Annotated in this window: 22 protein-coding genes and 2 pseudogenes; 11 read left to right on the top strand and 13 right to left on the bottom strand. The window is 72.2% G+C overall.

Translation table 11 applies throughout. The annotated features are described in order from the left end of the window. Both gnd and F8R89_RS29520 read left to right on the top strand, forming a co-directional pair. Positions 1 to 876: a phosphogluconate dehydrogenase (NAD(+)-dependent, decarboxylating) gene (gene gnd, locus F8R89_RS29525; RefSeq protein ID WP_062666305.1), complete on the top strand. Its 876-nt coding sequence runs from the start codon at positions 1 to 3 to the stop codon at positions 874 to 876. A gap of 127 nt (positions 877 to 1,003) precedes the next feature. Continuing rightward, the gene (locus F8R89_RS29520) at positions 1,004 to 2,473 is read left to right on the top strand and encodes a membrane-associated oxidoreductase (RefSeq protein ID WP_151786797.1); all 1,470 of its coding nucleotides are present in this window, start codon (positions 1,004 to 1,006) and stop codon (positions 2,471 to 2,473) included. 4 nt (positions 2,474 to 2,477) lie between these two features. Here F8R89_RS29520 and F8R89_RS36940 read toward each other — a convergent pair. Beyond that, positions 2,478 to 2,567, bottom strand: a pseudogene (locus tag F8R89_RS36940) (VOC family protein); the annotation flags it as partial. 390 nt (positions 2,568 to 2,957) lie between these two features. On the opposite strand from F8R89_RS36940, the gene F8R89_RS29505 reads away from it, so the two are divergent. Continuing rightward, complete coding sequence (locus F8R89_RS29505) at positions 2,958 to 4,190, top strand: serine hydrolase domain-containing protein (RefSeq protein WP_151786796.1); 1,233 nt, start codon at positions 2,958 to 2,960, stop codon at positions 4,188 to 4,190. A 66-nt stretch (positions 4,191 to 4,256) separates the two neighbouring features. Here F8R89_RS29505 and ribA read toward each other — a convergent pair whose 3' ends face one another. Then, positions 4,257 to 4,925, bottom strand: coding sequence for a GTP cyclohydrolase II (gene ribA, locus F8R89_RS29500; RefSeq protein WP_151786795.1), 669 nt, complete (start codon positions 4,923 to 4,925; stop codon positions 4,257 to 4,259). 41 nt (positions 4,926 to 4,966) lie between these two features. Between ribA and F8R89_RS29495 the strand changes: the two genes are divergently transcribed. Then, on the top strand, positions 4,967 to 5,755 hold the full coding sequence (locus F8R89_RS29495) for a creatininase family protein (protein ID WP_151786794.1): 789 nt from the start codon (positions 4,967 to 4,969) through the stop codon (positions 5,753 to 5,755). Between the two features lie 146 nt (positions 5,756 to 5,901). On the opposite strand, the pseudogene F8R89_RS29490 reads toward F8R89_RS29495, so the two are convergent. The 5 genes and pseudogenes from F8R89_RS29490 to F8R89_RS29470 form a co-directional block, all read right to left on the bottom strand. Further along, a pseudogene (locus tag F8R89_RS29490) lies at positions 5,902 to 6,879 on the bottom strand (lysylphosphatidylglycerol synthase transmembrane domain-containing protein); the annotation flags it as partial. Further along, on the bottom strand, positions 6,876 to 7,835 hold the full coding sequence (locus tag F8R89_RS29485) for a class I SAM-dependent methyltransferase (RefSeq protein WP_413251275.1): 960 nt from the start codon (positions 7,833 to 7,835) through the stop codon (positions 6,876 to 6,878). The pseudogene F8R89_RS29490 and the gene F8R89_RS29485, both read right to left, overlap by 4 nt. Positions 7,836 to 7,951: 116 nt before the next feature. Continuing rightward, a complete protein-coding gene (locus tag F8R89_RS29480; RefSeq protein WP_151786792.1) occupies positions 7,952 to 9,151 on the bottom strand; it encodes a glycosyltransferase family 4 protein in 1,200 nt (399 codons plus the stop codon). After that, positions 9,148 to 9,546, bottom strand: a complete 399-nt coding sequence (locus tag F8R89_RS29475; RefSeq protein WP_055619267.1) for a 6-pyruvoyl trahydropterin synthase family protein — start codon at positions 9,544 to 9,546, stop codon at positions 9,148 to 9,150. The genes F8R89_RS29480 and F8R89_RS29475 overlap by 4 nt, the downstream gene beginning before the upstream one ends. A 152-nt stretch (positions 9,547 to 9,698) precedes the next feature. Continuing rightward, on the bottom strand, positions 9,699 to 10,679 hold the full coding sequence (locus F8R89_RS29470) for a zinc-dependent alcohol dehydrogenase (RefSeq protein ID WP_151786791.1): 981 nt from the start codon (positions 10,677 to 10,679) through the stop codon (positions 9,699 to 9,701). 108 nt (positions 10,680 to 10,787) lie between these two features. On the opposite strand from F8R89_RS29470, the gene F8R89_RS29465 reads away from it, so the two are divergent. Together F8R89_RS29465 and F8R89_RS29460 are read left to right on the top strand one after the other, a co-directional pair. After that, positions 10,788 to 11,564 carry a CDP-alcohol phosphatidyltransferase family protein gene (locus F8R89_RS29465; RefSeq protein ID WP_151788335.1) on the top strand — a complete coding sequence of 259 codons (777 nt, stop codon included), beginning with the start codon at positions 10,788 to 10,790 and terminating at the stop codon, positions 11,562 to 11,564. A 46-nt stretch (positions 11,565 to 11,610) separates the two neighbouring features. Then, a complete protein-coding gene (locus F8R89_RS29460; RefSeq protein ID WP_151786790.1) occupies positions 11,611 to 12,216 on the top strand; it encodes an HD domain-containing protein in 606 nt (201 codons plus the stop codon). 12 nt (positions 12,217 to 12,228) lie between these two features. On the opposite strand, the gene betT is transcribed toward F8R89_RS29460, so the two are convergent. From betT to F8R89_RS29445, 3 genes are read right to left on the bottom strand one after another with little or no spacing between them, the layout of a single operon-like run. Further along, positions 12,229 to 14,352, bottom strand: a complete 2,124-nt coding sequence (gene betT / locus F8R89_RS29455; protein WP_151786789.1) for a choline BCCT transporter BetT — start codon at positions 14,350 to 14,352, stop codon at positions 12,229 to 12,231. A gap of 60 nt (positions 14,353 to 14,412) precedes the next feature. Further along, the gene (locus tag F8R89_RS29450) at positions 14,413 to 15,984 is read right to left on the bottom strand and encodes a GMC family oxidoreductase (RefSeq protein ID WP_151786788.1); all 1,572 of its coding nucleotides are present in this window, start codon (positions 15,982 to 15,984) and stop codon (positions 14,413 to 14,415) included. A 54-nt stretch (positions 15,985 to 16,038) separates the two neighbouring features. Then, on the bottom strand, positions 16,039 to 17,520 hold the full coding sequence (locus F8R89_RS29445) for an aldehyde dehydrogenase family protein (protein WP_151786787.1): 1,482 nt from the start codon (positions 17,518 to 17,520) through the stop codon (positions 16,039 to 16,041). 206 nt (positions 17,521 to 17,726) lie between these two features. On the opposite strand from F8R89_RS29445, the gene F8R89_RS29440 reads away from it, so the two are divergent. The 5 genes from F8R89_RS29440 (at position 17,727) to F8R89_RS29420 (ending at position 21,156) form a co-directional block, all read left to right on the top strand. Next, on the top strand, positions 17,727 to 17,972 hold the full coding sequence (locus tag F8R89_RS29440) for a hypothetical protein (protein ID WP_151786786.1): 246 nt from the start codon (positions 17,727 to 17,729) through the stop codon (positions 17,970 to 17,972). Between the two features lie 193 nt (positions 17,973 to 18,165). Beyond that, positions 18,166 to 18,558, top strand: coding sequence for a WXG100 family type VII secretion target (locus tag F8R89_RS29435; protein ID WP_151786785.1), 393 nt, complete (start codon positions 18,166 to 18,168; stop codon positions 18,556 to 18,558). A 106-nt stretch (positions 18,559 to 18,664) separates the two neighbouring features. Next, entirely contained in the window at positions 18,665 to 20,260 is a 1,596-nt protein-coding gene (locus F8R89_RS29430) for a peptidoglycan-binding protein (protein ID WP_151786784.1), read from the top strand. 12 nt (positions 20,261 to 20,272) lie between these two features. Beyond that, on the top strand, positions 20,273 to 20,746 hold the full coding sequence (locus tag F8R89_RS29425; RefSeq protein ID WP_151786783.1) for a protease inhibitor I42 family protein: 474 nt from the start codon (positions 20,273 to 20,275) through the stop codon (positions 20,744 to 20,746). Then, complete coding sequence (locus tag F8R89_RS29420; RefSeq protein ID WP_151786782.1) at positions 20,743 to 21,156, top strand: hypothetical protein; 414 nt, start codon at positions 20,743 to 20,745, stop codon at positions 21,154 to 21,156. Before F8R89_RS29425 ends, F8R89_RS29420 begins: the two co-directional genes overlap by 4 nt. A 44-nt stretch (positions 21,157 to 21,200) precedes the next feature. Here the strand turns inward: F8R89_RS29420 and F8R89_RS29415 are convergent, their stop codons facing one another. From F8R89_RS29415 to F8R89_RS29405, 3 genes are read right to left on the bottom strand one after another with little or no spacing between them, the layout of a single operon-like run. After that, on the bottom strand, positions 21,201 to 22,565 hold the full coding sequence (locus F8R89_RS29415) for a GH1 family beta-glucosidase (protein ID WP_151786781.1): 1,365 nt from the start codon (positions 22,563 to 22,565) through the stop codon (positions 21,201 to 21,203). 41 nt (positions 22,566 to 22,606) lie between these two features. Beyond that, complete coding sequence (locus F8R89_RS29410; RefSeq protein ID WP_151786780.1) at positions 22,607 to 23,491, bottom strand: carbohydrate ABC transporter permease; 885 nt, start codon at positions 23,489 to 23,491, stop codon at positions 22,607 to 22,609. Further along, positions 23,484 to 24,473 carry a carbohydrate ABC transporter permease gene (locus F8R89_RS29405; protein WP_151786779.1) on the bottom strand — a complete coding sequence of 330 codons (990 nt, stop codon included), beginning with the start codon at positions 24,471 to 24,473 and terminating at the stop codon, positions 23,484 to 23,486. Before F8R89_RS29405 ends, F8R89_RS29410 begins: the two co-directional genes overlap by 8 nt. Positions 24,474 to 24,475 lie beyond the last annotated feature (2 nt).

Genomic DNA, 24,475 nt, shown 5'->3' with positions numbered 1-24,475 from the left:
ATGCAGATCGGCCTTGTTGGTCTCGGCAAGATGGGCGGCAACATGCGCGAGCGTCTGCGCAACGCCGGCCACACCGTCATCGGCTACGACACCAACCCCGACGTGTCCGACGTGTCCAGCCTGGCCGACCTCGTCGACCAGCTCGACGCGCCGCGCACGGTGTGGGTGATGGTGCCGGCCGGGCACGCCACGCAGACGGTCATCGACCAGCTGGGGAGCCTCCTCAAGCCCTACGACACGGTCGTCGACGGCGGCAACTCCCGCTGGACGGACGACGAGAAGCACGCCAAGGAGCTCGGCGCGCACGGCATCGGGTTCGTCGACGCCGGTGTGTCCGGCGGCGTGTGGGGCCTGCAGAACGGCTACGCCCTGATGGTGGGCGGCGAGAAGGAGCACGTGGACCGGCTCCGGCCGATCTTCGAGGCGCTCAAGCCGGAGGGCCCGTACGGCTTCGTCCACGCGGGCAAGGTCGGCGCCGGGCACTTCTCGAAGATGGTCCACAACGGCATCGAGTACGCCATGATGCAGGCGTACGCCGAGGGCTGGGAGCTGCTGGAGAAGGTGGACTCGGTGGACAACGTCCGCGAGGTCTATCGCTCCTGGCAGGACGGCACCGTCATCCGCTCGTGGCTGCTGGACCTCGCGGTGGCCGCGCTGGACGAGGACGAGCACCTGGAGAAGCTGAAGGGCTTCGCGCAGGACTCCGGTGAGGGCCGCTGGACCGTGGAGGCGGCCATCGACAACGCGGTGCCGCTGCCCGCGATCACCTCCTCCCTGTTCGCGCGGTTCGCGTCCCGGCAGGACGACTCCCCGCAGATGAAGATGATCGCCGCGCTGCGCAACCAGTTCGGTGGGCACGCGGTCGAGTCGAAGTAGCGTCCGGCGCACGCCCCTCGGGCCGGGACGGCGTACCAGCCGTCCCGGCCCGAGCCGTCTCCCGCACAACACCCGTGGTGAGGAAGCCGGTTGACAGCGGCGGGGTCCCGCGTCAGAGTCGCCGCTGATGGAGATCGACGAGCTGACACCGGCCGAGCGCACCGTGTGGGAGGCCTTCCCCAAGGGGCGGCCCGTGGACTTCCGGGGGACGCCGGACGAGAGCGCGGCGGACGGCGCCGGCTGGGGACCGGAGCGGACCGTGCGGGCCGAGGTGCTCAGGGCCCTGCTGCTCGACGGGCCCGAGGAGCGCGGTGAGGTGGCGGCGCTGAAGGTGGCGGGCGCCCGGATCACCGGCGTGACGGACCTGCGGTACGCGACCGTCGACCGGGTGGTCCGGCTGAGCGACTGCTCCTTCGACGAGGTCCTCGACGTCTCGGGCACCCAGCTGAAGTACCTCAACCTGTCCGGCTCGCACCTGCCCGGACTGACCGGCGCGCGCGTCCGGGTCGACGGCGGACTGCGGCTGACGCGCTGCCGGTTCCGTGGGCGCGTACGGCTCGGCGGGGCGCAGATCGCGGGCGCGCTCTACCTGGAGGACGCCGAGATCACGGCGGAGGGCGGCGGCCGGGGGGAACCGGTCCTCCAGCTCCACCAGGTCACCATCGGCGAGGACCTGTGCGCGAGCCGGCTGCGCACCCGGGGCGAGATCAGGCTCAACGGGGCCTCGATCAGCGGTTCGCTCCGCCTGGAGGAGGCACGGCTGACCAGTCCCGGCGACTTCGTGCTCGACGCCGAGGCGCTGGAGGTCGGCGCCAACGTCCTCGGCCGCAGGCTGACGACGGACGGCCGGATCGACCTGCGCGGCGCCCGCATACCGGGCCGGCTCGACCTGCTGTACTGCCGTCTGTCCAACCCGGGCGGCACCGCCCTGCGCGCGAGCAGCTGTGTCATCGGCGAGGTGTGGCTGCGCGAGGGCGAGCGGATGCGGGGCCGGCTGAATCTGCGCCGCTCCCAGATCGAACACCTCGACCTGGCACCGGAGATGCTCCCCGACCAGGTCCGGCTCCTCGACCTCACCTACACGTCGCTGACCCCGCACGAGCCCCCGGAACGGCGGCTGCCCATGCTGGAACGGGACGAGGACACCTTCGACCCGCACGGCTACGAGCAGTTGACGGCCGTATACCGCCGCACCGGCGACGACCACGCGGCCCGGCTCGTCCAGCTCGCCAAGCAGCGCCACCACCGCACGACCCTGCCCTGGTACGGCCGGCTGTGGGGCCGTGTGCAGGACGCGACCGTCGGCTACGGGTTCCGGCCGATGCGGGCGCTGGGCTGGCTGCTCTCCCTGCTGGCGGCCGGCTCGGTGGCGTTCGCGCTGGACGCGCCGCCCCCGCTGAAGGCGGACGAGGCGCCGCCGTTCGACGCGGTCTTCTACACGCTGGACCTGCTGCTGCCGGTGATCTCCTTCGGCCAGGAGGCGGCGTTCGCCCCGCGGGGCTGGCAGCAGGCCGTCGCCTACGTCCTGGTGCTGACCGGCTGGATCCTCGCGACGACGGTCATCGCGGGCGTGACGCGGACGGTCTCCCGCCAGTAGCCGCTCACGCGTTGGACCAGGTCCGGGTGCACAGCACCAGCCGGTACCCGTCGGGGTCCTCGACCGTGACGCCCCACTTGTTCCAGTACGGGTTCGACCATCGTCCGTTGGAAGGGGGACCCTCGGTCCTGGTCCCCGGCCATCCGCACCCCGTAGACACTGTCTACCAGCGAGGATCTGCTGTCGGCGGTCGCCCGCCGCGGCTTCGAGGAACTCGCCCGGCGGGTCGAGGCGGTGGGAGAAGACGGTACGGCGCGGACGCGGATCGCCGCGTCGGCCCGCGTGTACTGCTGGCCGGTGCCTGCCTCGGCCGGCTCCTCCCAGGTCCGGGGGACGGCGACGGGGGTGACGGGGACGCCGGGGAGCGGAGTGATCATCGCCGTTCGGAGGACCGGCCGCCGGTTCCTGAGCGACGATGAGGGCGGAGGACGCCGCGGTGGGTACACCGGAGCGCACCTCGTCGTACGGATGTGGAAGGAACGCGATGGCACTGCTGACACAACAGGTCGACCCGGGTGAGGCCGGGCTGGACGCCAAGGCGCTGGACCGCCTCGACCAGCATTTCGCCCACCAGGTCGACGAGGGGCGGCTGCCCGGCTTTCTCGTGTCCGTCGCCCGCGGCGGCCGCGTCGCGCACCTCACCACGTACGGGATGCGGGACATCGCCGCCGGTCTGCCCGTCGGGGCCGACACCCTGTGGCGCGTCTACTCCATGACCAAGCCGATGACCTCGGTCGCGGCCCTGATGCTCGTGGAGGAGGGGAGACTCTCCCTCGACGACCCGGTCGGCCGCCACCTCCCGGCGTTCGCCGAACCCCGTGTGTATGTCGGTGGATCGGGCGCCGACGTGGAGACCCGTCCCGCCGAGGGGCCGTTGACGGTACGGCATCTGATGACGCACACCGCCGGCCTCACCTTCGCCTTCTACCACCAGCATCCCGTCGACGCCCTCTACCGGGACGCCGACCTGCACTCCGCGGTCCTGCCGGGCTCGGACCTGGCCACCACGGTCGACGTGTACGCGGGTCTGCCGCTCCAGTTCGAGCCCGGCACGCAGTGGAACTACTCGGTGGCGACCAACGTCCTCGGCCGGGTCCTCGAGGTGGTGTCCGGGCAGCCGCTGGACGCGTTCCTCGCCGAGCGTGTCTTCGGCCCGCTCGGGATGACCGACGCCGGGTTCTGCGTGAGCGGCGAACAGGGGGACCGGCTGGCCGAGTTGTACGGGCAGACCGAGGCCGGCGGCATCGAGCCGATCGCCGGTCTGCCGCTGCACGGGCGCCCCCGGTTCCTGTCCGGCAGCGGCGGTGTGGTGGCGTCCGCGCACGACGTGCACCGCTTCATGGAGATGCTGCGCCGCCGCGGCGAACTGGGCGGCGCCCGGCTGCTGAGTCCCGAGACGGTCGCCCTGATGACGTCCAATCACCTTCCCGGCGGCGCCGATCTGCGGTCCTTCGGCAGCCGGCCCGCGCACGACGAGCCCGGCAACGACGGCGTCGGCTTCGGCCTCGGGGTGTCCGTGGTGATCGACCCCGACCGCACTCGCGACCCGTCGGTGCGGGGCGCCTTCGGCTGGAGCGGGGTCGCGACCACGACGTTCTGGGTCGACCCGCGCAACGACCTCACCGTGCAGTTCATGACGCAGGTGCGGCACCGCACGTCCCACACGGTGTTCCAGGACCTGAAGCGGTTCGTGCACGAGGCCGTCACCGGCGCCTGACCCGGGCCGGTCAGGAAGAGGCCGTGGGGGTGTCCTCTTCCTGACCTGGCGGGCGGGTCCCGTGCGTCAGGTCAGCTGGCCGACGGCGTCCAGGTGGGGCAGGTGGTGGTCCATGCGCTCCCGCTTGGTGCGCAGGTAGGTGATGTTGCTCTCGCAGGGCTGGATGAGCAGCGGGACCTGTTCGGCCACCTCGATGCCGTGCTCCACGAGCGCCTCGCGCTTGCGCGGGTTGTTCGACATCAGCCGGACGCTGCGGACGTTCAGGTCGCGCAGGATGCCGGCGGCGGCACCGTAGTCACGGGCGTCGACGGGCAGCCCGAGCGCGAGGTTCGCCTCGACGGTGTCCAGGCCCTCCGCCTGCAGGGCCATGGCGCGCAGCTTGGCGAGCAGGCCGATGCCGCGGCCCTCGTGTCCCCGGAGGTAGACGACGATCCCGCTGCCCTCGGCGACGACGGCGCGCAGGGCGGAGGCCAGCTGGTCGCCGCACTCGCAGTGCTGGGAGCCGAACGCGTCACCGGTCAGGCACTCGGAGTGCAGCCGGGTCAGGACGCCGTCGGTGCCCGGTTCGCCGTGGACGAGCGCCACCTGCTCGTCGCCGCTGTCGTGGTCCATGTAACCGATCGCCCGGAATTGCCCGTAGACGGTCGGCAGGGGGGCGTTCACCACGCGTTCCACTCCGGAACGCTGCGTCCGCTGGCCGGACTTCTCGCCGAGCACGCCAATCTTGTCTGTCATGATTCTTCAGTTCCTATGCAGAGACGAAAGGCCGGTAAAAGATGAGTGATGCGCAGACGCGGCCGGCGGCACACTCGCTGGTGCCGGCGGACACCACGGAGGACGTACGGGCGCGGGGAGCGGACGTCTCACGACAGGTGGCGGTCCTTCCCGTCGGGAGCTTCGAGCAGCACGGCGCGTTCCTGCCGCTGGCCACCGACACCCTCGTGGCCTGCGCGATCGCGCGCGAGGTGGCCGCGGTGCACCCCGTGCACCTGCTGCCGCCGGTGACGATCTCGTGCTCGCACGAGCACGCGGCCTGGCCGGGGACCGTCAGCATCTCTTCGGTGACCCTTCATGCGGTGGTACGGGACATCGCGGATTCGCTGCGCCGTTCGGGCGTCGACGCCCTGGTGCTGGTCAACGGGCACGGCGGCAACTACGTACTGGGCAACGTCGTTCAGGAGTCCTCCGCGCGCGGCGAGCGGATGGCGCTGTTCCCGGCCGCGGAGGACTGGGAGACGGCGCTGGTGCGGGCGGGCGTGGAGACCTCGCTCCTCACCGACATGCACGCGGGGGAAATCGAGACCTCCATCCTTCTGCACGCTCATCCCGAAGTGATCCGCCCCGGTTTTGAGACGGCCGATTTCGTCGCGGACGACCGGCGTCATCTGCTCACCCTCGGCATGTCCGGCTACACCGATTCGGGGGTCATCGGCCGTCCGTCGCTGGGTTCCGCGGAGAAGGGGAAGCGGCTGCTGGAGAGCCTCGCGGATTCCTTCGGCGCGTATGTGTCACTGCTGACCTCCGCGGGCGACTCCGTCGCGGACACGACGGACGGACGAAAATAGCCGCTGTCCCCCGGGTCCGCCACGGTGTCGGCGGATCCGGTGCGGGCCCGTGGCCCGGTGCACCAGCGGGCGACGAGGACGAGCGCGCCCGGCAGGGCGGCCACGAAGCTGAGGACGCCGTACACGACGGCGACGGCGAGCCCTGTGTCGGCGCCGAGCCCGGCGGCGGCGAACGCCCAGGCGGTGACGCCTTCCCGGGGCCCGAACCCGCCGACGTTCAGGGGCAGTCCCATGGCGAGCAGCGCCAGGACGGCGAGCGGCAGCAGGACGCTGACGGAGGCCCCGGAGCCGGCGATCCGCGCGGCGAGCACGAACATCGCGACGTGACCGGCGAGGACGACCAGCGAGGAGACGGCGACGCCCGGTCCGTTGCGCCGGGACAGCAGGCTCTCGCGTGCCTGCGCGAGAGCGGTGCGCACGGCCGAGGGCCGCTCCCCGGACCGGCGGGAGGGCGCCCGGTTCATGCGGACGGCGGCCACGACGGCGACCGTGCCGGCGGCGGCGAACAGCAGCAGCGGCGTGAGGTCGCGGGCCTGGTCGAGCACCGGCGACGGCATGGTCAGCAGGACGACGGCGCCGACCGCGGCGAGCGCGACCTGCCCGGCGGTGCGCTCCAGCACGACCGCGCGGACGCCGCGCCCGAGGTCACCGGCGCTCTGCCCGTGCCGTACGGCCCGGTGGACGTCGCCGAGGACACCGCCGGGCAGCGCCGCGTTGAGGAACAGCGCCCGGTAGTAGTCGGCGACGGCAGCCCCGATCGGCAGGCGGATGCGCAGGCCACGGGCCACCAACTGCCAGCGCCAGGCGCTGAACACGGTGGTGACGAGCCCGATGCCGAGCGCGCCGAGCAGCGCGGGTCCGTCGATCCGCCGCAGCCCGTCGAGGAACACGCCGGTGCCGAGCCGCCAGAACAGCACGCCGAGGATGACGACTCCGGCGACCGTGCCCAGATGGGTGCGGACCTTCGGGCTGCGCAGGAGGGCCTTGGCGCGGGAGACGGGGGCGTCCGCGGTCCCCGCCCCGGCCGGGGCGTCCGCGGTCTCCCCCGTACGGTCCGCCCGCCGGGCGCGCGGGGTGGGGCCCGCCCGCCCGGAGTGCGGCCTCGACACCGTCTCCACGGTCATGACGCCCCGCCCGTCGGCCGGCTCAGCGCCAGCAGGTCGGTGTGGTGGACGACGACCCGCAGCTCACCGGCCGCGCAGGCGTCGAGGCGGTCGCGCAGATAGCGGTCGGCGCGCTCGCGGAGTTCCGGGCACTGCTCGACCGCCGCGCCGACCCAGCCGCGCAGCCACTGCGCGGTGAGCGCGGCCTCGTCGGGGCCGAGCCGCCAGGGGCTCGGGTGCAGCTGGACGGTCGCGCCGTGCTCGGAGAAGATCTCGGCGGCCACCGTGGCGGCGTCGGGGCCGAGCAGTCCGGTGCGCTTCTGGTGCGCGTTGAACGCCTCGGTGATCTCCTCGTCCAGCGGGTCGGACGGGGTGAGTTCGACGCGGCCGGCGACCGACAGGGTGAGCAGCGCGGTGCAGCCCGCGCCCGCGCAGGCGGCGGCGAGGGTGTCGATCTCGTCGCGGGTGAGGACGTCGAGCAGCGCGGACGCCGTCACCAGGGAGGCGCCGTGCAGGGCGTCCGGGGTGAGCCGGCCGACGTCGCCGCGCCGCGTCTCGACGGTGACGCGGCTGCCGTCGGCGGAGGAGCGCGGGGAGGCGACGGCGGCGAAGTGCAGCAGGTAGGGGTCGCGGTCGTGCAGGACCCAGTGCTGGGCGCCGTCCAGGTGGGGGGCGAGCCAGCGGCCCATGGAGCCGGTGCCGCAGCCCAGGTCGTGGATGACCAGCCCGCCGGAGCGGTGGCCCGGCAGGTTGGCGAGCCGGATCCGCAGCGGGTCGAGCAGGTCGTGCGCCCGGGCGGCGGCGTCCGCGCCCTCGCGCAGCTCCAGCCACTCGGGGGCGTAGCGCGGCGGGTCGTCGGGCGCGGCCTCCCGCAGCCGTACGGTGGCCCGTTCGCCGGGCCGGCCGGTGGGGCCGGCGCCGAGGATCACGACGTCGGAGCCGGCGTCGTGCGCCTCGGGTACGGACGCGTCGCTCATGTCACCCTCCGCCGGGCCGGTCCCGTCCTCCGGTCGCCGGCGGGTCGGGCCGGCCGCGTCCCTGGGTCCCGGCTGGGCGGGGATCGTGCCCCCGCCCTGTGTCGTCGCCGCCTTGCTCATGCCGCCCTCCGCGGTTCGTCAGGCAGTCGGCCCAGTACCGCGGCCAGGCTGCGGGCCGTGCCGGCCCAGCCGTTCAGAGCGGCCCGGCGTCCCCGGGCCGCCGCCTTCAGCCGGCGTCGTACGTCCGCCTCGCCGAACCAGCCGCGCAGTTCGGCGGCGATCGCGGCGGGGTTCTCCGGCGGCACGAGGATGCCGGGGACACCGCCGTCGGGTGCCCGGCCGACGGCCTCCGGCACCCCGCCGACGTCGGTGGCGAGCACCGGGATGCCGCGTGCGAGGGCCTCGGTGACCGCCATGCCGTACGTCTCGGCGTAGGAGGTGAGGACCATCAGGTCGGCGGCGTGGTAGCTGGCGTCGAGTTCCGCGCCGGCCTGCGGGCCCGCCAGGACCAGCCGGTCGGTGAGACCGTGCCGGGCGATCTGGGAGCGCAGTCCGGCGACGTACTCGGGGTCGTGGGTGAGGCCGCCGACGAAGGAGCAGCGCCACGGCAGGTCGGTGACCGTCGCCAGTGCCTCGATCAGCCGGTGCTGGCCCTTGCGCGGGGTCACGGCGGCCACGCACAGCAGCTGGGACACGCCGTCCGTGCCGGAGGCGAGGGGCGCGATGTCGGCGCCGGGGGCGGCGACATGGACCCGCTCGGGGGCGAGGCCGTGGTGGGAGACGAGCCGGCGGACCGCCCAGTCGCTGGTGGCGACGACCGCGTCGACGGCGCGCAGCACGGTGCGTTCCCGGGCGTCCAGGTCGGCCGCGACGGACGGTTCGAGGCCGGTCTCGTCGCCGAGCGGCAGATGGACGAGGACGGCGAGCCGCAGCCGTTCGGCCTCCGGGACGATGATCTCGGGCACTCCGCAGGCGACCAGGCCGTCCAGCAGGACGACGGTCCCGTCCGGGAACTCCCGCAGAACGCGAGCGAGTTCGGCGCGCTCCGCCCCGTCGGGGCGGGGCCAGGCGCCGGCGACGGCGTGCTTGTGGACCTGCCAGCCGAAGCCGGGCAGGTCCAGGCTGACCCGGCGGTCGTAGGCGTTGCCGCCGCTGGGGGCCGCCGGGTCGTCGACGCCGCCCGGCATGACGAACTGCACGGAGCGCAGGGACATCGGGATGATCTCCGCGTTCTTCAGGACGGAGTGCTGCGCCGGCACATAGCCGAGCGTGACCTTCTCCGGCCGCGGCTGCTTCTCCAGGGTCACGTCGGTCACAGGGCACGCTCGTAACTCGCCCACGCGACGTGCGACTCGTGCAGCGTGACGGTGATCCCGGCGAGGCCCCGCGCGCCCTCGCCGAGCGCGCCCTTCTCGACGCGCTCCGCGAGCCGGTCGGCGATGACCTTGGCCAGGAACTCGGTGGAGGTGTTGATCCCGGCGAAGTCGGGTTCGTTGTCGAGGTTGCGGTAGTTCAGCTCGGCGACGACGGCGCCGAGCTCCTGGGTGGCCAGTCCGATGTCGACGACGATGTTGTCGTCGTCCAGCTGCTCACGCCGGAACGTGGCGTCCACGAGGAACGTCGCCCCGTGCAGACGCTGCGCGGGCCCGAAGACCTCGCCGTGGAAGCTGTGGGCGATCATGATGTGATCGCGGACGGTGATGCTGAACAACGGACGACCCTCCAGGTGCGGTGCGCCTAGTCCCCGGCCGATCGCCGCCGGGGATGCCGTGTAGTACGGCTCTTCGGTTCCCCGTGTTCAGCGCTTCCTCACTCTTTTCTCAGGTCAGGCGCTCTTGCGTCCCAGGGGCCTCGATCGGCGCCTCAGGACGCGTCGGGGTAGCTGACGCGGTGGCAGAGGGCCGGGACCCGCCCGGACGCCAGCTTCGGCAGCAGCTCGGGCAGCTCCTCGAAGGGGCTCTCCCCGGTGACGAGGGCGTCGAGCGCGGGGTCGGCGAGCAGGTCGAGGGCGAGCGCGAGACGGTCGGCGTAGCTGCGGCCGGCGCGGGCCGGTGAGACGGTCCCGACCTGGCTGCTGCGCAGGACGAGGCGCCGTGAGTGGAACGCCTCGCCGAGCGGGACGGCCACCTGCCGGTCGCCGTACCAGCTGAGTTCGAGGACGGTGCCCTCGGGGCGCAGCAGTTCCAGGGAGCGGGCGAGTCCCTGTTCGCTCGCGCTGGCGTGCACCACGAGGTCGCAGTCGCCGAGGGCGTCCCCGGGGGGCGCGAAGGCGACGCCGAGGGCCTTCGCCACCTCGGCGCGGGACGGGTCGGCGTCGACCAACTGGAGCCGCACGCCGGGGAAGCGGGCCAGCAGCGCGGCGACCGAGCAGCCCACCATGCCGCCGCCGACCACGGCGATCCGGTCGCCGACCAGGGGCGCCGCGTCCCACAGGGCGTTGACGGCGGTCTCGACGGTGCCGGCGAGGACGGCCCGCGCGGCGGGCACGGTGTCCGGTACGACGGTGACGGCGCTCGCGGGGACGACGTACCGCGTCTGATGCGGGTACAGGCAGAAGACCGTACGGCCGGCCAGCGCGTCCGGCCCCTCCTCGACCACCCCGACGCTGAGGTAGCCGTACTTCACCGGGGCGGGGAAGTCCCCCTCCTGGAACGGCGCCCGCATGGCCGCGTGCTGGCTCCGCGGGACGCCGCCGCGGAACACGAGGGTCTCCGTGCCCCTGCTGACCCCCGAGTACAGCGACCGCACCAGCACGTCCCCCTCGCCGGGCTCCGGCAGGGCGACCTCCCGGATCTCGCCCTGTCCCGGAGCGCTGAGCCAGAACGCCCGTGCGGTGCGGTTCATCGGGATCCTCCTGAACGATCGGCGACCTGTCCACGTACCGAGGTGTGCACAGGCCGCGCACAGTACGCGGCCTTGATCGACTCTGTCATCTGGCCGGAGGAATGCGCGGTGGCCCTGAACAACACGTATGAGGCAAGGCTGGTCCAGCAGGAGACCGCGGTGGGAGCGGGCGTTCAGATCCTGTTGCTGGCCCTGCTGGGATCGGCGATCGGCATGGGTCCGGCGGGCTGGCTGACCGGCCTCGCGTTCGCCGTCGCCTCCTGGGCGCTGCTCTCCCTGGCCCTGCACCGGTCCGGGCTCCGCTCGTTCGGCCCGGCGAACCGGGTCACGCTGGGCCGGGCCACCCTGGTCGGCGGGGTGACGGCCCTGGTCGCCGACTCCTTCCAGGACGCGCCGCCCGTCACGCTGTTCGTGGGTCTCACGGCGGTCGCCCTGATCCTCGACGGTGTGGACGGCAAGGTGGCCCGCCGCACCAACACCTCGACGGCGCTGGGCGCCCGCTTCGACATGGAGGTGGACGCGTTCCTGATCCTGGTGCTCAGCGTGTACGTCTCGATGGCGCTGGGTCCGTGGGTCCTGCTGATCGGCGGCATGCGCTACGCCTTCGTCGCCGCCGCCCGGGTGTGGCCCTGGCTGAACGCCCCGCTGCCGCCGAGCACGGCCCGCAAGACGGTCGCCGCGATGCAGGGCGTCTTCCTGCTGCTGGCCGCGTCCGGCCTGCTCCCCCACGCGGCCACCCTCGCCGTCACGGCCTCGGCGCTGGGCGCCCTGGTGTGGTCGTTCGGCCGGGACGTGCTGTGGCTGTGGCGCACGCACCGGGCGACGACGCGGGTGGCGCCGGCGGCGGCCGGGCGCAGGGCGCGGCCGGAACTGGTCACGAGCTGACGTCCGGGGACCGTCCACGCGCCCACCTGCTTGTTACGCTCGCCGGATGCACATACCGGGACCGGGAGAGATCCGCGCGCTGCACGAGGAACACGCGCCGACGGCCGAGGCGTTCGCCTCCGTCCACCGCCACTGCGAGATCGTCTGGAGCGTCGCCGCGCACCTGCTGGCGTCGCCGCGCCTCGCCCACCTCGACGCGGAACTGGTCCGGGCCGGCTGCCTGCTGCACGACATCGGCGTCTACCGCCTCTACGACGCCGACGGGCGGCTGGACCACAAGAACTACATCCGCCACGGCCTGCTCGGTCAGGAACTGCTGGAGAGCGTGGGCCTCCCCGCCGTCCTGTGCCGTTTCTGCTCCCACCACACCGGCGTCGGAGTGACCCGGCAGGACGTGGTGCGCCAGAACCTCCCCGTGCCGCCCGCCGACTATCTGGCGGAGACTCCGGAGGAGCGGCTGGTGATGTACGCGGACAAGTTCCACTCGAAGTCGCGGCCCGACCGGCTCCTGGCCCCCGACGCCTACGCCGCCCGTGTCCGCCGCTTCGGCGAGGAGAAGGCGACCGCCTTCCAGGCCCTGCGCGACGAGTTCGGCGACCCGGACCTGACCGTGCTCGCACCGGAGGTGACACGGCCGCCCGTCACCGGCTGAGGGTTGCTCCCCTCATTCCGCCGGCAGGTGCGCGTCCGGGGCGTCCGGACGGTGGTCGGGCAGGTTCGAGCGGGTGGTCGCGTCGTGGCGGACCCGGAGGAACTCCAGGTACCGCTCGTACTGGTCGAGGGCGTCGGCGATGAGCTGCTCCTTGGTGTAGCCCATCACGTCGTAGTCCTGGTTCCCCTCGGCGAGCCGCACCTCGTAGCGCACGTAGGTGTCCCGCCGCTCGACCGAGCGGGTGGCGAACGCGGGGGTGGGCCGCTCCACGGGCCAGACCTCGTAGACGAAGACATCGCCCTCGCCGACCGGCACGCGCAGCCCGACGTGCGTGAGGCCGTTCTCCTCGACGATGCCCTCTAGCACCTCCGCCTCGGCTCCCTGCTGCCGCAGTTCGGACGCCACCTCCTGGAACGCGGGCCGGGCCGCGTGGTCCACGAAGCGCTCCGCCGCCCGCCGGCCGGGGAACGACATCGCCCGCGCCAGCCGGTGCCGCCAGTTGGGCGCTCCCGGAAGCCCCGCGTTGAGGGTGCGCCCGGAGAGCGAGCCGGGCAGGGTGGTGGCCCGCGCCTCGACCTTCATCCGCTCGGTCCGCAGGGCCAGGAAGAGCCCCGCCATGATCAGGAACATCACGAACGAGAAGGGCAGGCCCATGATGATGGTGGCGTTGGTGAGCGCCTGCACGCCGCCCACGATGAGCATCGCGAGGGTCAGCAGCCCGGTCGCCACCGCCCAGAAGATGCGCAGATAGGTCGGCGCGTCGGTCATCGGGGTGGGCAGGTCGGCGCTGAGGTTGCCCATCACCAGCGCGCCGGAGTCGGCGGACGTGACGTACAGCAGCAGGCCGACGAACGTGGCGAGTCCGGCGCTGAACCAGAAGCCGGGGAAGTGTTCGAGCAGGGTGTAGAAGCCCTGCTCGGGGACGTTCATCGCGGTCTCGCCGAACTTCTTGTCGCCGTCGCGCACCAGGAACAGGGCGCTGTTGCCGAAGATCGCCAGGAACAGCCCGGTGAAGAGGAACGGGATGACCAGCGTCGCCGCGACGAACTCCCGCAGGGTGCGCCCCCGTGAGATGCGCGCCAGGAACAGGCCGACGAACGGCGCCCAGGCCACCCACCACGCCCAGAAGAACAGGGTCCACGCGTCGAGCCACTCGGTGGGCTGGTCGTAGGCGAAGGTGTTCAGGGTCATCGACGGGAAGCGGCTGACGTAGTCCCCGACGTTCTGCACGACGGCGTTGAGCAGCCGGAACGGATGGCCCACGACGAGGATGTAGAACATCAGCAGGGCGGCGAGCAGGATGTTGAGCTGCGACAGCCGGCGGATGCCCTTGTCGACGCCGGACACCGCCGAGATGGTCGCCATGCACACCGCGACGACGATGAGCGCGATCTGCGCGGTCAGCCCCTCGGGGATGCCGAAGAGCGCCTTCAGGCCGTAGTTGAGCTGCACCACGCCGATGCCCAGGGTGACGCCGATGCCGAAGACGGTGCCGATGATGGCGGCGAGGTCGACGGTGTCGCCGATCCGGCCGTGGATGCGGCGCCCGATGATCGGGTACAGCGCGGAGCGGATGGCGAGCGGCAGCCGGTACCGGAAGGAGAAGTAGCCGAGCGCCATGCCCATCAGGGCGTACATGCCCCAGCCGGTGATGCCGTAGTGGAACAGCGTCCAGACGACGGCCTGGCGGGCGGCCGCCAGTGTCTCCGGCTTACCCTCGGGCGGCGCGAGGTAGTGGCTGACCGGACCCGACACCGAGAAGAACATCAGGTCGATGCCGATGCCGGCCGCGAACAGCATCGACCCCCAGGTGAACAGACCGTAGTCCGGCTTGGAGTGCTTGGGGCCGAGCTTGATGGCGCCGTACTTGGACGCGGCGATGAACACGACGAACAGCAGGTACAGGGTGGCCGCGACGAAGTAGTACCAGCCGAACCAGTGGGAGATCCTGCCGACCACCACGCCGATGGTGTCCTCGGCCCCCGAGGGGGTGATGATCGCCCACAGGGAGATCGCGAGGACGAAGAGGGCGGACCCGAAGAAGACCACGGGCTTGAGCCGCACCCGGTCCGGCGTCTCGTCGCCGGGCGGCGGCTCCCCGGGCGTCGTGGTGCCCTGGTCGTCAACGATCGACACCGCGCACACCTCCTCGGCCCCGGCCGGCGCCGGCCGCCGTCGCGGCGGGCCGCGGAACGGTCACCGCGTCGCCGCCCGGCCGGCCGGACCGGGGCGCCCGGTGATGAGATCGGCGGCGCGTTCGGCGGCGAGCAGCACCGTCACCATGGGGTTGATGGTGGGCATCGTCGGGAACACCGAGGCGTCCACGACGCGCACGCCCTCGGCGCCGCGCAGCCGCATCTCCGGGTCGCACACCGCCATCGGGTCGTCGGCGGCGCCCATCCTGCAGGTGCCCGCCGGGTGGTAGACGGTGTGCGCGACGCGGCGGCCGTACTCCGACAGGTCGGCGTCGGAGGTGACGTCCGGGCCGGGCGCCACCTCCCGGACCAGCCACTCCTTCAGCGGATCGGTGGCGGCGACCTCGCGGGCCACCTTGAGCCCCTCGACGATCGTGCGCTCGTCGTGCCCGTCGGGATCGGTGAAGTAGCGGAAGTCCAGGGCGGGTTTCTCGGACGGGTCGGAACTGCGCAGCCACATACGGCCGGTGGAGCGGGCGCGGGGCACGTTCGGCGTCATGCAGACCCCGTGCTCGGGGACCGGGTAGCCGAGCCGTTCGGTGTTGACGGTGAACGGCACCTGGTAGAAGTGGAACATCAGGTCGGGCCGCGGCTGGCTCCGGTCCATGCGCAGGAACAGCCCGGCGTCGGAATCCATCGCGGAGTTGGGCGGCAGCGGGCCGCGGGTCTCCCAGACGATCACCGACTCGGGGTGGTCCAGCAGGTTCTCCCCCACGCCGGGCAGGTCGAGGTGGACGTCGATGCCGAGGCGGCGCAGGTCGTCGGCCGGGCCGATACCGGACAGCATCAGCAGCCGCGGGGTGTCGATCGCCCCGGCGCACAGCAGCAGTTCACGGTTGGCGCGTACGGCGGCGGGCTCGCCGTCGGCGCCGCGCACCGCGACCCGGGTGAGCCGTCCCTCCTCGTCGGTGAGCAGCCGGTGCGCCCAGGTCTCCAGCTTCAGCGTGAGGTTGGGACGGTCGAGGACGGGGTGCAGATAGGCGACGGAGGCGGACGAGCGCAGGTTGCCCTCGGGCTGGTAGGCGAGGGAGAAGAAGCCGGTGCCGTCGGCGAAGGGCTCGGCGTTGAAGTCGTCGACGACGGGGACGCCGGTGGCGCGGGCGGCGGCGGTGACGAAGTCCTTGGCGATGGGGTTACGGTCGGCCTCCGCCACCGGGACGATGTTCGTCTGCAGCCGGTCGCGGTACGGCAGGATCGTGCCCGGGTCCCAGCCGGCGCAGCCCGCGGCCACCCAGTCGTCGAGGTCCTGCGGCAGCGGAAGGAAGCTGATCAGGGTGTTGTGGGAGGAGCAGCCGCCGAGGACGCGGGCCCGCGAGTGCAGGATGTGCGAGTTGCCGCGGGGCTGTTCGACGGTGGTGTAGCCGTAGTCGAACTCCGAGCCCAGCAGGTTGATCCAGTTGCGCAGATGCAGGATGCGTTCGTCGCCGACGTCGCTGGGTCCGCCCTCGATGACGCAGACACGGCAGTCGGGGTCCTCGCTGAGGCGGGCGGCGAGCACACAGCCGGCGGTGCCGCCGCCGACGATGACGTAGTCGTAGTCGGACTCCGGGCCGTGAGGGGTGGTGGAGGCCATGGGCTGCCTTTCTTCGGAACCGGGGGGTCGGGGGGCCGCTGTGGTGCGGGAGGCTCAGCCGCCGCCGCTCTCGCCCTTGAACCAGCCGGAGGGGCCCGGGTCGAGGTTCTGGTAGATGTGCTTGGCCTCCTGGTACTCGCGCAGGCCCGTCGGCCCGAGTTCGCGCCCGACGCCGGAGCGTCCGAAGCCGCCCCACTCGGCCTGCGGCACATAGGGGTGGAAGTCGTTGATCCACACGGTGCCGTGCCGCAGCCGCTGCGCGACCCGCTGGGCGCGGCTCGCCTCGGAGGTCCAGACGCCGCCGGCGAGTCCGTAGCGGGTGTCGTTGGCGAGTTCCACGGCCTCGTCCTCGGTGCGGAACCGTTCGACGGTGACGACCGGCCCGAACACCTCCTCCTGCACGATCCGCATGGAGCGGTCGCAGTCGGCGAAGATCGTCGGCAGCAGGAAGTAGCCCTTGCGCAGGGCGGGGTCGTCGGGCCGGGTGCCGCCGGTGACGAGCCGGGCGCCCTCCTCCTTGCCGAGGGCGATGTAGCTCTCGACCTTCTCCCGGTGCTGCGCGGAGCTGAGCGGCCCGCTCTCGGTGCCCTCCTCCAGCCCGTTGCCGAGCCGGATGTGCCGGGCGCGTTCGGCGAAGGCCTCGACGAACCGGTCGTGGATCGAGTCCTCCACGAGCAGCCGTGACCCGGCGGAGCAGACCTGCCCGGCGTGCAGGAAGGACGCGTCGAGGGCGTAGTCGACGGCGGCCTCGAAGTCGGCGTCCGCGAAGACGATGTTGGGGTTCTTGCCGCCGAGTTCCAGGGCGATGTTCTTCGGCCCCTCCGCGGCGGCGGCCATGATGGCGCGTCCGGTGGCCAGGCCGCCGGTGAAGGACACCAGGTCGACCTCGGGGTGGGAGGTCATGGCCGCGCCGACGGTCGCGCCCGAGCCGAGGACGAGGTTGGCGACGCCGCGCGGGGCACCGGCCTCCTCGATCAGCCGGAACAGGGCGATGGTGGTGAGCGGGGTGATCTCGCTGGGCTTGAGGACGATGGTGTTGCCGGCCGCCAGCGCGGGCGCCACCTTCCAGGAGGCCTGCAGCAGCGGGTAGTTCCAGGGCGCGATGAGCGCGCACACCCCGACGGGGTGGTAGACGACGCGGCTGAGCACGCCGGGGCCGACGTCCACGACCCGCCCGCCGTCCTTGCCGGCCAGCTCGGCGAAGTAGCGGAAGGCGTTGGCGACGTCCTCGACGTCGAAGCGGCCCTCGGCCAGCGTCTTGCCGGTGTCGAGGGTCTCGGTGCGGGCGATCTCGTCGATGTCCTGCAGCAGCAGGTCGTGCACCCGCATCAGCAGGTCGGCACGCTGCCGGGTCGGCGCGTTCGCCCAGTCCTCCTCGTCGAAGGCCCGGCGGGCGGCCCGTACCGCCTTGTCCACGTCGGCGGCGTCGGCCTCGTCGACGGTGGTGATCACGGAGGCGTCGTACGGATTGATCACCTCCCGCCGCTCTCCGCCGGCGGCGTTCGTCCACTCCCCGTCGATGTACAGCTCACCCACGCTGGGTGCCTCCTTCGCATCCGACCGGTACCGGCTCGGGCTGCCGGCCGGCAGCACGCCCATGGTGCGGGGGACGCGGCACGACCGCGCGGTGACCGTCGCGTACGGGTGGCGGAGTGGGCGGAGCGGGTGACACGGGCGTGCCTCGACGGGTCGCTGTTAGGGTGCTGAGCCGCGCGGAGCGTAGAAGGACGGGGGAAGCCAGGGTGACCATCCGGGAGAGGATCGAGGACGTCGGCGACCTGCCGCCCGCGCTGGCCGCGGTGCTCGGGATCGTCGTGATCGCCCTGCTCGTCGGAGTGGTGTGGGGACTGCTGTGGCTGCCGGACCACACGAAGCTACGAAGCCCGGAGGCCCGCGAGCGGGCGCGCCGCCGCAAGGAGAGCCAGAAGCGGCAGAGGGCACTGCGCCGGCGTCGGGAGTCGTTGCAGCGCAAGAAGGGCCGTGGCTGACGTGCCAGGCCGCAGGGACGCGACCGTGTAGGGGACGAGGCGGTGCGTGCGGAGGCGGGGCACCCCGCCGGGGCCCGGGTGACGAACCGTTATCCCGGCACCGTGCTCATGACACACGTTCGGTAGGGTCCTGACCCAGCGGCTCCGGATCGCCACGGGGGTGTTCGGCCGTGCGGAACAGGGGGCGACCAGCATGACCGGTGCGGGATCGGGCGGTTACCGGGTCCAGGCGAGCGGCATGGGCGGCGAGGCCGGAAAGCTCGACCGGGCGGCGGAGGACGTCGGCGGCATACGCAAGGCCGTCGAGGACCAGATGTGCTACACGCAGGACACGCTCGGCGGTTCGGACTCCGGCCCCGCCTACGACAACTTCGCCGCCGCGTGGCAGGCCGAGGCGAAGACACTGGAAGCCGCGCTGCACGAACTCGCCGACAAGGTCGGCGTCTCCCAGCAGAGGTACGAGGGCGCCGAGCACGAGACCGTCCTGTCCCTGCACTCCGCGGGCGCGAACGCCGGCCTCACGACCATGCCCGCACCCGCCGCCCGCCCCGGCACGCCGGGCGCCGGCCTCGCCGACTTCGACTGACCCACCGGCACACCCTCCGGCGCCGCACCCGGTGACCGCGCGCATCAGGATGCCCTCGTGCGCGCCTCCCACGACCCCGAACGAGCAAGGACGGCGGGACTCCCCCATGGCCGACGCAAGCGGATCCACCACCGACCGCAAGGAAGAGATCGACCGGTACACCGGCGACCTCGCGAGAGCCGACAGCAAGAACGAGGTCCTCGCGGCCATCGGCCGTCTGCTCGGTGTGCCCGCGCCCGTCGGTTCCCCGGGCACGCTCGACGCCATCGCCCGGCGTTACCAGAGCCAGGCCGACGACGCGGCGGACGTGCAGGACCGCGTCGAGAAGATCGCGGCATCGGGGCTTCCGTCGGTGTGGGTGGGCAGCACCGGCGCCAAGGCCGCCGAGGTGGTGGGGGCGGCCGGCCGGTCCGCCGGGCAGATGGCCGAGGCGTTCCGCAAGGCGGCCAAGGCTCTCTTCGCCCTCGCCGACGCGATCACCTCCGCCCGGAGCACGGACAAAGAGGGACGCCGGCACCTGCGCAAGGCCCGCGACATGCTCGGCGGCGAGGACGGCTTCTTCGACGACCTGGTCGAGAAGGACGCCGAGGAGGCCGAACGGCGACGCGCCCAGGACACCGCGGGCGCGGGAGCCAACCTGCTGTACGCCGCCGCGCAGGAGGTCGACGACGCGGCGCGGACGGCGGCCCGGGAGCTGAACAAGTACGCGGCCGAGGCCCGTGCGGGGCAGATGCACACCGACACCATCTCCGCGGCCGACCGCCTCGTGCTCGCCGACGTCGGCGTGTACGGAGGGCCGCAGGAGCAGAACGAACTCCTCACCGCCAACGACCTCGAGCGGGCCGGCCGGTTCATGGAGAGGATGAACGCCGAGGACGAGGCCCGTTTCGAGCGGATGCTCGCGGACGCCAAGTCCCCGCAGGAGCGGGCCTATCTGGTCAAGGCTCTGGCAGCGGGTTACGACGTGGACGAGGTCGGCAGCTTCCGCGACAAGATCCACGGCAAGGACCCGGCCTGGCTCCAGCAGCACCTCAGCCCGGTGGTCACCGCCGGCGACAGCAAGAAGGACGAGGGGCTCAACGCGGACGGTTCGAACCGCAACACCGACTACCAGTGGTTCGGCGACGAGAAGTGGTCCCAGGAGGGCAGCACCTGTGTGCCCTCCAGCACGGTGACGGCCCGTGCCATGGTCGACCCCGTCTACGCACTGGAGTTGACCGGCGGCCCCTCCGGTCAGGAGGACGACCCCGACGCCTTCCGTGACCGCATGCACGACGAGCAGCTGCGCCTGCACGAGGAGGGCGACGGCGCCTACACGCACTGGTGGTCCGACGTCCCGGACGGCATGGACAGCGACGGGCAGAACAAGATCGCCAACTCCGAGATCAGCCCTCACACGGGCAGTTCGTACGAGTACCAGCAGGTCAGGGACGCGGACGCGCGCCGTGACGTGCTGCCGGACATCGAGAAGTCCGTCGCCGAGGGCAAGCCGGTCCCCATCGAGGTGGAGGGGTACGACAAGGACGGCCGGCACGGGCACCAGATGATGGTGATCGGCCAGGAGGGCGACATGCTGCAGATCTACAACCCGTGGGGTCAGACGACGTGGGTCAGCGAGGACGACTTCGTCAACGGGCACATGGACAAGGCCTCCGACTCCCGTATGCCGGACGCCTTCGCCGTCCACCTGCCCGCCGAGTGAGAAGTGGACGCCATGACCAGCACCTTGCGCCGACTCGCCCTCCCCGCCCTGCTGACGACCGTGCTCGCGGGCTGCGGGGACCCGGGGCCCGACACCTACGAGCTGGGTGAGAACCGCATACAGGTCGACGTGGGCGAGGAGTTCACGCTGTCCGTCCCGGTCGACACCGCGATGGGCGAATGGTGGTACACGACGACGCCCGAGCCCGATCCCGACGTGGTCCGCAGGACGGACAAGCGGGAGGAGATCGAGGCCGACGACGACGCCGTGGGCAGCGGGAGCGGAACGGACCTGTTCGACTTCAAGGCCGTCGGCCCCGGCACCACGCGGATCAGGCTCATCCAGTGCCCGCGGGGCGCCTGCGCCGGCGGGGGAAGCGCCGGCGGTCCGGTCACCCCCTCCCCCGTCCCGAGCGGCAGCCCCACACCCGGCGAGAAGTACCGCGCCACCATCCACACCTACACCGTCACCGTGAGGACGTCATGAACCCCGCGCCGCCGACCCCGCCCACCGGCCGCACCGACGACGAGCTGGCGCGGCAGGACATCCCGTCGATGCTGCGCTACGGCCTCTCCTTCGCCGGACCGCACCGCGGCGCCCTCTTCGGCGACGGCGCGGTGGGCGCCGCCGTCCTGCTGGACCGGCTCGGCGTGCAACCGCGTGCGGTGGCGTTCCTCGCCGAGGTGGTCCGCAGCGGGGGCGCCCGGTACGCGGCCGACCTGCCTGAACCGGTACCGGGCGCCGAGGCGGTGACCGTGGTGCGCTCCTGGCTGGAGGCGGCGGCCACCACCACCCGCGGGATCGACGGCGACGAGGAGACCGCCCGCTGGCTGGACGCGGTGGCGGAACTGCTGGGCCTGCGGCACGTGTACCGGTTCCGCTCCGCGGGGGAGTGAGGGGGCACGGGCGCGGGAGCCCGCCCCGTCTCACACGGCCGGCCTCACGCCGCCCGCCTCCCCCTCCCCCCATACGCCCGCACGATGTCCGCGTACAGATGCCCGGTGCCCTTGATCGTCCGCACCTGCGTGTCGTAGTCCACGTGGATCAGGCCGAAGCGCTTCGCGTAGCCGTACGCCCACTCGAAGTTGTCCAGGAGGGACCAGGCGAAGTAGCCGGCCAGGGGGGCGCCCTTGCGGGCGGCCGAGGCGCAGGCCGCCAGGTGCTGGACCAGGTAGTCCTGGCGTTCGGGGTCGTCGACCGTGCCGTCGGGGCGGACGGCGTCCGGGAAGGCGGAGCCGTTCTCGGTGACGTAGATCTTGCGGGCGCCGTACTCCTCGGTGAGGCGCAGCAGCAGGGTCTCGATGCCGCTCGCGTCGATCTCCCAGTCCATGCCGGTGCGCGGCACGTCGGGGCGGCGGACCGCGCGGGCGTACGGGGCCGGGCCCTCGGGGTCGTCGACGACGTACGCCGGGAAGTAGTAGTTCAGGCCGAGCCAGTCCAGCGGGGCGGCGATCGTCTCCAGGTCGCCGGGTCGTGACGGGAGTTCGACGCCGTACGTCTCGACCATGTCGGACGGGAAGCCGCGGCCGTGGATCGGGTCGAGCCACCAGCGGTTGACGTGGCCGTCCTGGCGGCGGGCGGCGGCCTGGTCCTCGGGGCGGTCGCCGGCCGCGTGGACGGTGGAGAGGTTGTTGACGATGCCGACCTCGACCCCGGGGGCGGCCGCGCGGATCGCCTGGGTGGCGAGGCCGTGGCCGAGGAGGAGGTGGTAGGAGGCGCGGACCGCGGCCGTGAGGTCGGTCAGGCCCGGGGCCATCGTGCCCTCCAGGTGCCCGATCCAGGCCGAGCAGGACGGCTCGTTGAGCGTGGCGAAGTGGCGGACGCGGTCGCCGAGCCGGGCGGCGACCACCGAGGCGTACTCGGCGAAGTGCTCGGCCGTCTCCCGCTCGGGCCAGCCGCCCCGGTCCTGGAGGGCCTGCGGGAGGTCCCAGTGGTAGAGGGTGACGGACGGGGTGATGCCCGCCTCCAGCAGGGCGTCCACCACCTCGTCGTAGAAGGCCAGTCCCTTGGGGTTCACGGGGCCGTCGCCGCCGGGCAGGACGCGAGGCCAGGCGACGGACAGGCGGTAGGCGTTGGTGCCGAGCGTGCGCATGAGGGCGATGTCCTCGCGCCAGCGGTGGTAGTGGTCGCAGGCGACGTCGCCGGTGTCGCCGCCTGCGATCTTTCCCGGGGTGTGCGAGAACGTGTCCCAGATCGACGGGGCGCGGCCGTCCTCCGCCACGGCTCCCTCGATCTGGTACGCCGCTGTGGCGGTGCCCCACAGGAAGTCGTTCGGGAGTGCGGCGAGGTCGATGCGGTCGGGCACGGAGTTCCTTTCGGGGAAGGGGTGTTCGCGGCGGGGCTCGGTCACTTGACGGCGCCCGCGGTCAGGCCGGCGACGAGGTAGCGCTGGAGGAGGAGGAAGCCGGCCACCACGGGGACGCTCACGACCAGCGAGGCGGCCATGATCTGGTTCCAGTACACGTCGTTGAGGGTGGAGTAGCCCTGGAGGCCGACGGCGAGGGTGCGGGTCGTGTCGTTGGTCATGACGGACGCGAACAGCACTTCGCCCCACGCGGTCATGAAGGCGTAGACGGCGACGGCGACGATGCCGGGGACGGCGGCCGGGACGACGACCCGGAACAGCGCGCCGAGCGGGCCGCAGCCGTCGACCAGCGCCGCCTCGTCCAGGTCGCGCGGCACCGAGTCGAAGTACCCGATGAGCATCCAGATCGAGAACGGCAGGGAGAAGGTCAGGTACGTCAGGATCAGGCCGCCGCGGCTGCCGAACAGAGCGATGCCGGTGGCGTTGCCGATGTTGACGTAGAGGAGGAACAGCGGGAGCAGGAAGAGGATGCCCGGGAACATCTGCGTGGACAGCACGGTGACCGTGAAGACCCGCTTGCCGCGGAACTCGTAGCGGCTGACGGCGTACGCGGCGAAGACCGCGATCACCACCGAACAGACGGTGGCCGCGCCCGCCACGATCAGCGAGTTCACGAAGTACGTCGCGAGCGGCACCGTCGACCAGATGTCGATGTAGGGGCGGATCGTCAGTCCGCTGGGCAGCCAGCGGAAGCTACCCGACACGTCGGCCAGCGGTTTGAGCGAGCTGGAGACCATGACGTAGACGGGGACCAGCACGAAACCGGTGAGCAGGGTGAGGAAGATCCGCCGGGACCAGAGGAAGGACCGGGGCGGTGCCATCGGGGACCTGTGCGCCCCGGTGAGAGAGGGTGCGGACTCAGACATCGGCGGTCCTCCGTCCGCGCGAGGTGATCACGAGGTAGACGCCGGTGACCACGAGCAGGAACAGCAGCAGGAGCACGGACATCGCCGAACCGGTGCCGAAGTTCCAGGTGACGAAGGACGCCTGGTAGATGTGCACGGAGATGAGGTCGGCGGCCTCGGGCGCGGTCTTGCCGAAGAGGACGTACGGCGTGTTGAAGTCGTTGAACGTCCACAGGAACAGGACGAGGACCAGCACCTGGTTGACGGGGCGCAGCGACGGCAGGGTGATCCGGCGGATCTGCTGCCACAGGCCGGCGCCGTCGAGGGAGGCGGCCTCGTACAGTTCCTTCGGGATGTTCTGCAGGCCGGCCATGACGATGAGGAAGGCGAACGGCCAGCCCTTCCACACGGACACGGTCAGCAGCGCGAAGAAGCTGTTGTCGCCGATGAGCCAGAACGTGGGTTTGTCGGTGATGCCGAGCTGGTCGTGCAGGACGTGGTTCACCAGGCCGTTGTCGTGCTGGAACATGAAGACCCAGGTGATGACGGCGGTGTAGACGGGCAGCGCGTACGGCACCAGGAACAGGGCGCGCAGCAGGCCCCGGCCGCGGAACGTGTCCTGCATGAAGATCGCGGCGGCGGTGCCGATGCCCCAGCACAGGGCGACGGACAGCAGGGTGAAGGCGACCGTGACCAGGAACGAGTGGAGCAGCGCCTCGCCGACCGGGGCGTCGAAGTCCACGGAGATCGTGTAGTTGTCGAGGCCGTTCCAGGGCGCGGTGGTCCAGTCGCGGATGTAGAACTGCGTGAGTTCCTTGAAGCTCATCACCATGCCGACGGCCATCGGCACGAGATGGACGAGGAGTTCGAGGAGCAGGGCGGGCAGGAGGAGCAGGTAGGGCAGGCCGATGCGGCGGATCCGCCCGGGACGGCGGCGGGGTCCGCTCGCCGTCCCGGGGGAACTCGGACGCACCGCGGCCTTGGTGGGGACCGTGGTCGTCATCG

This window comes from Streptomyces sp. SS1-1 (assembly GCF_008973465.1).
GTDB lineage: Bacteria > Actinomycetota > Actinomycetes > Streptomycetales > Streptomycetaceae > Streptomyces.
This window is presented reverse-complemented; position numbering and strand designations above follow the sequence as displayed.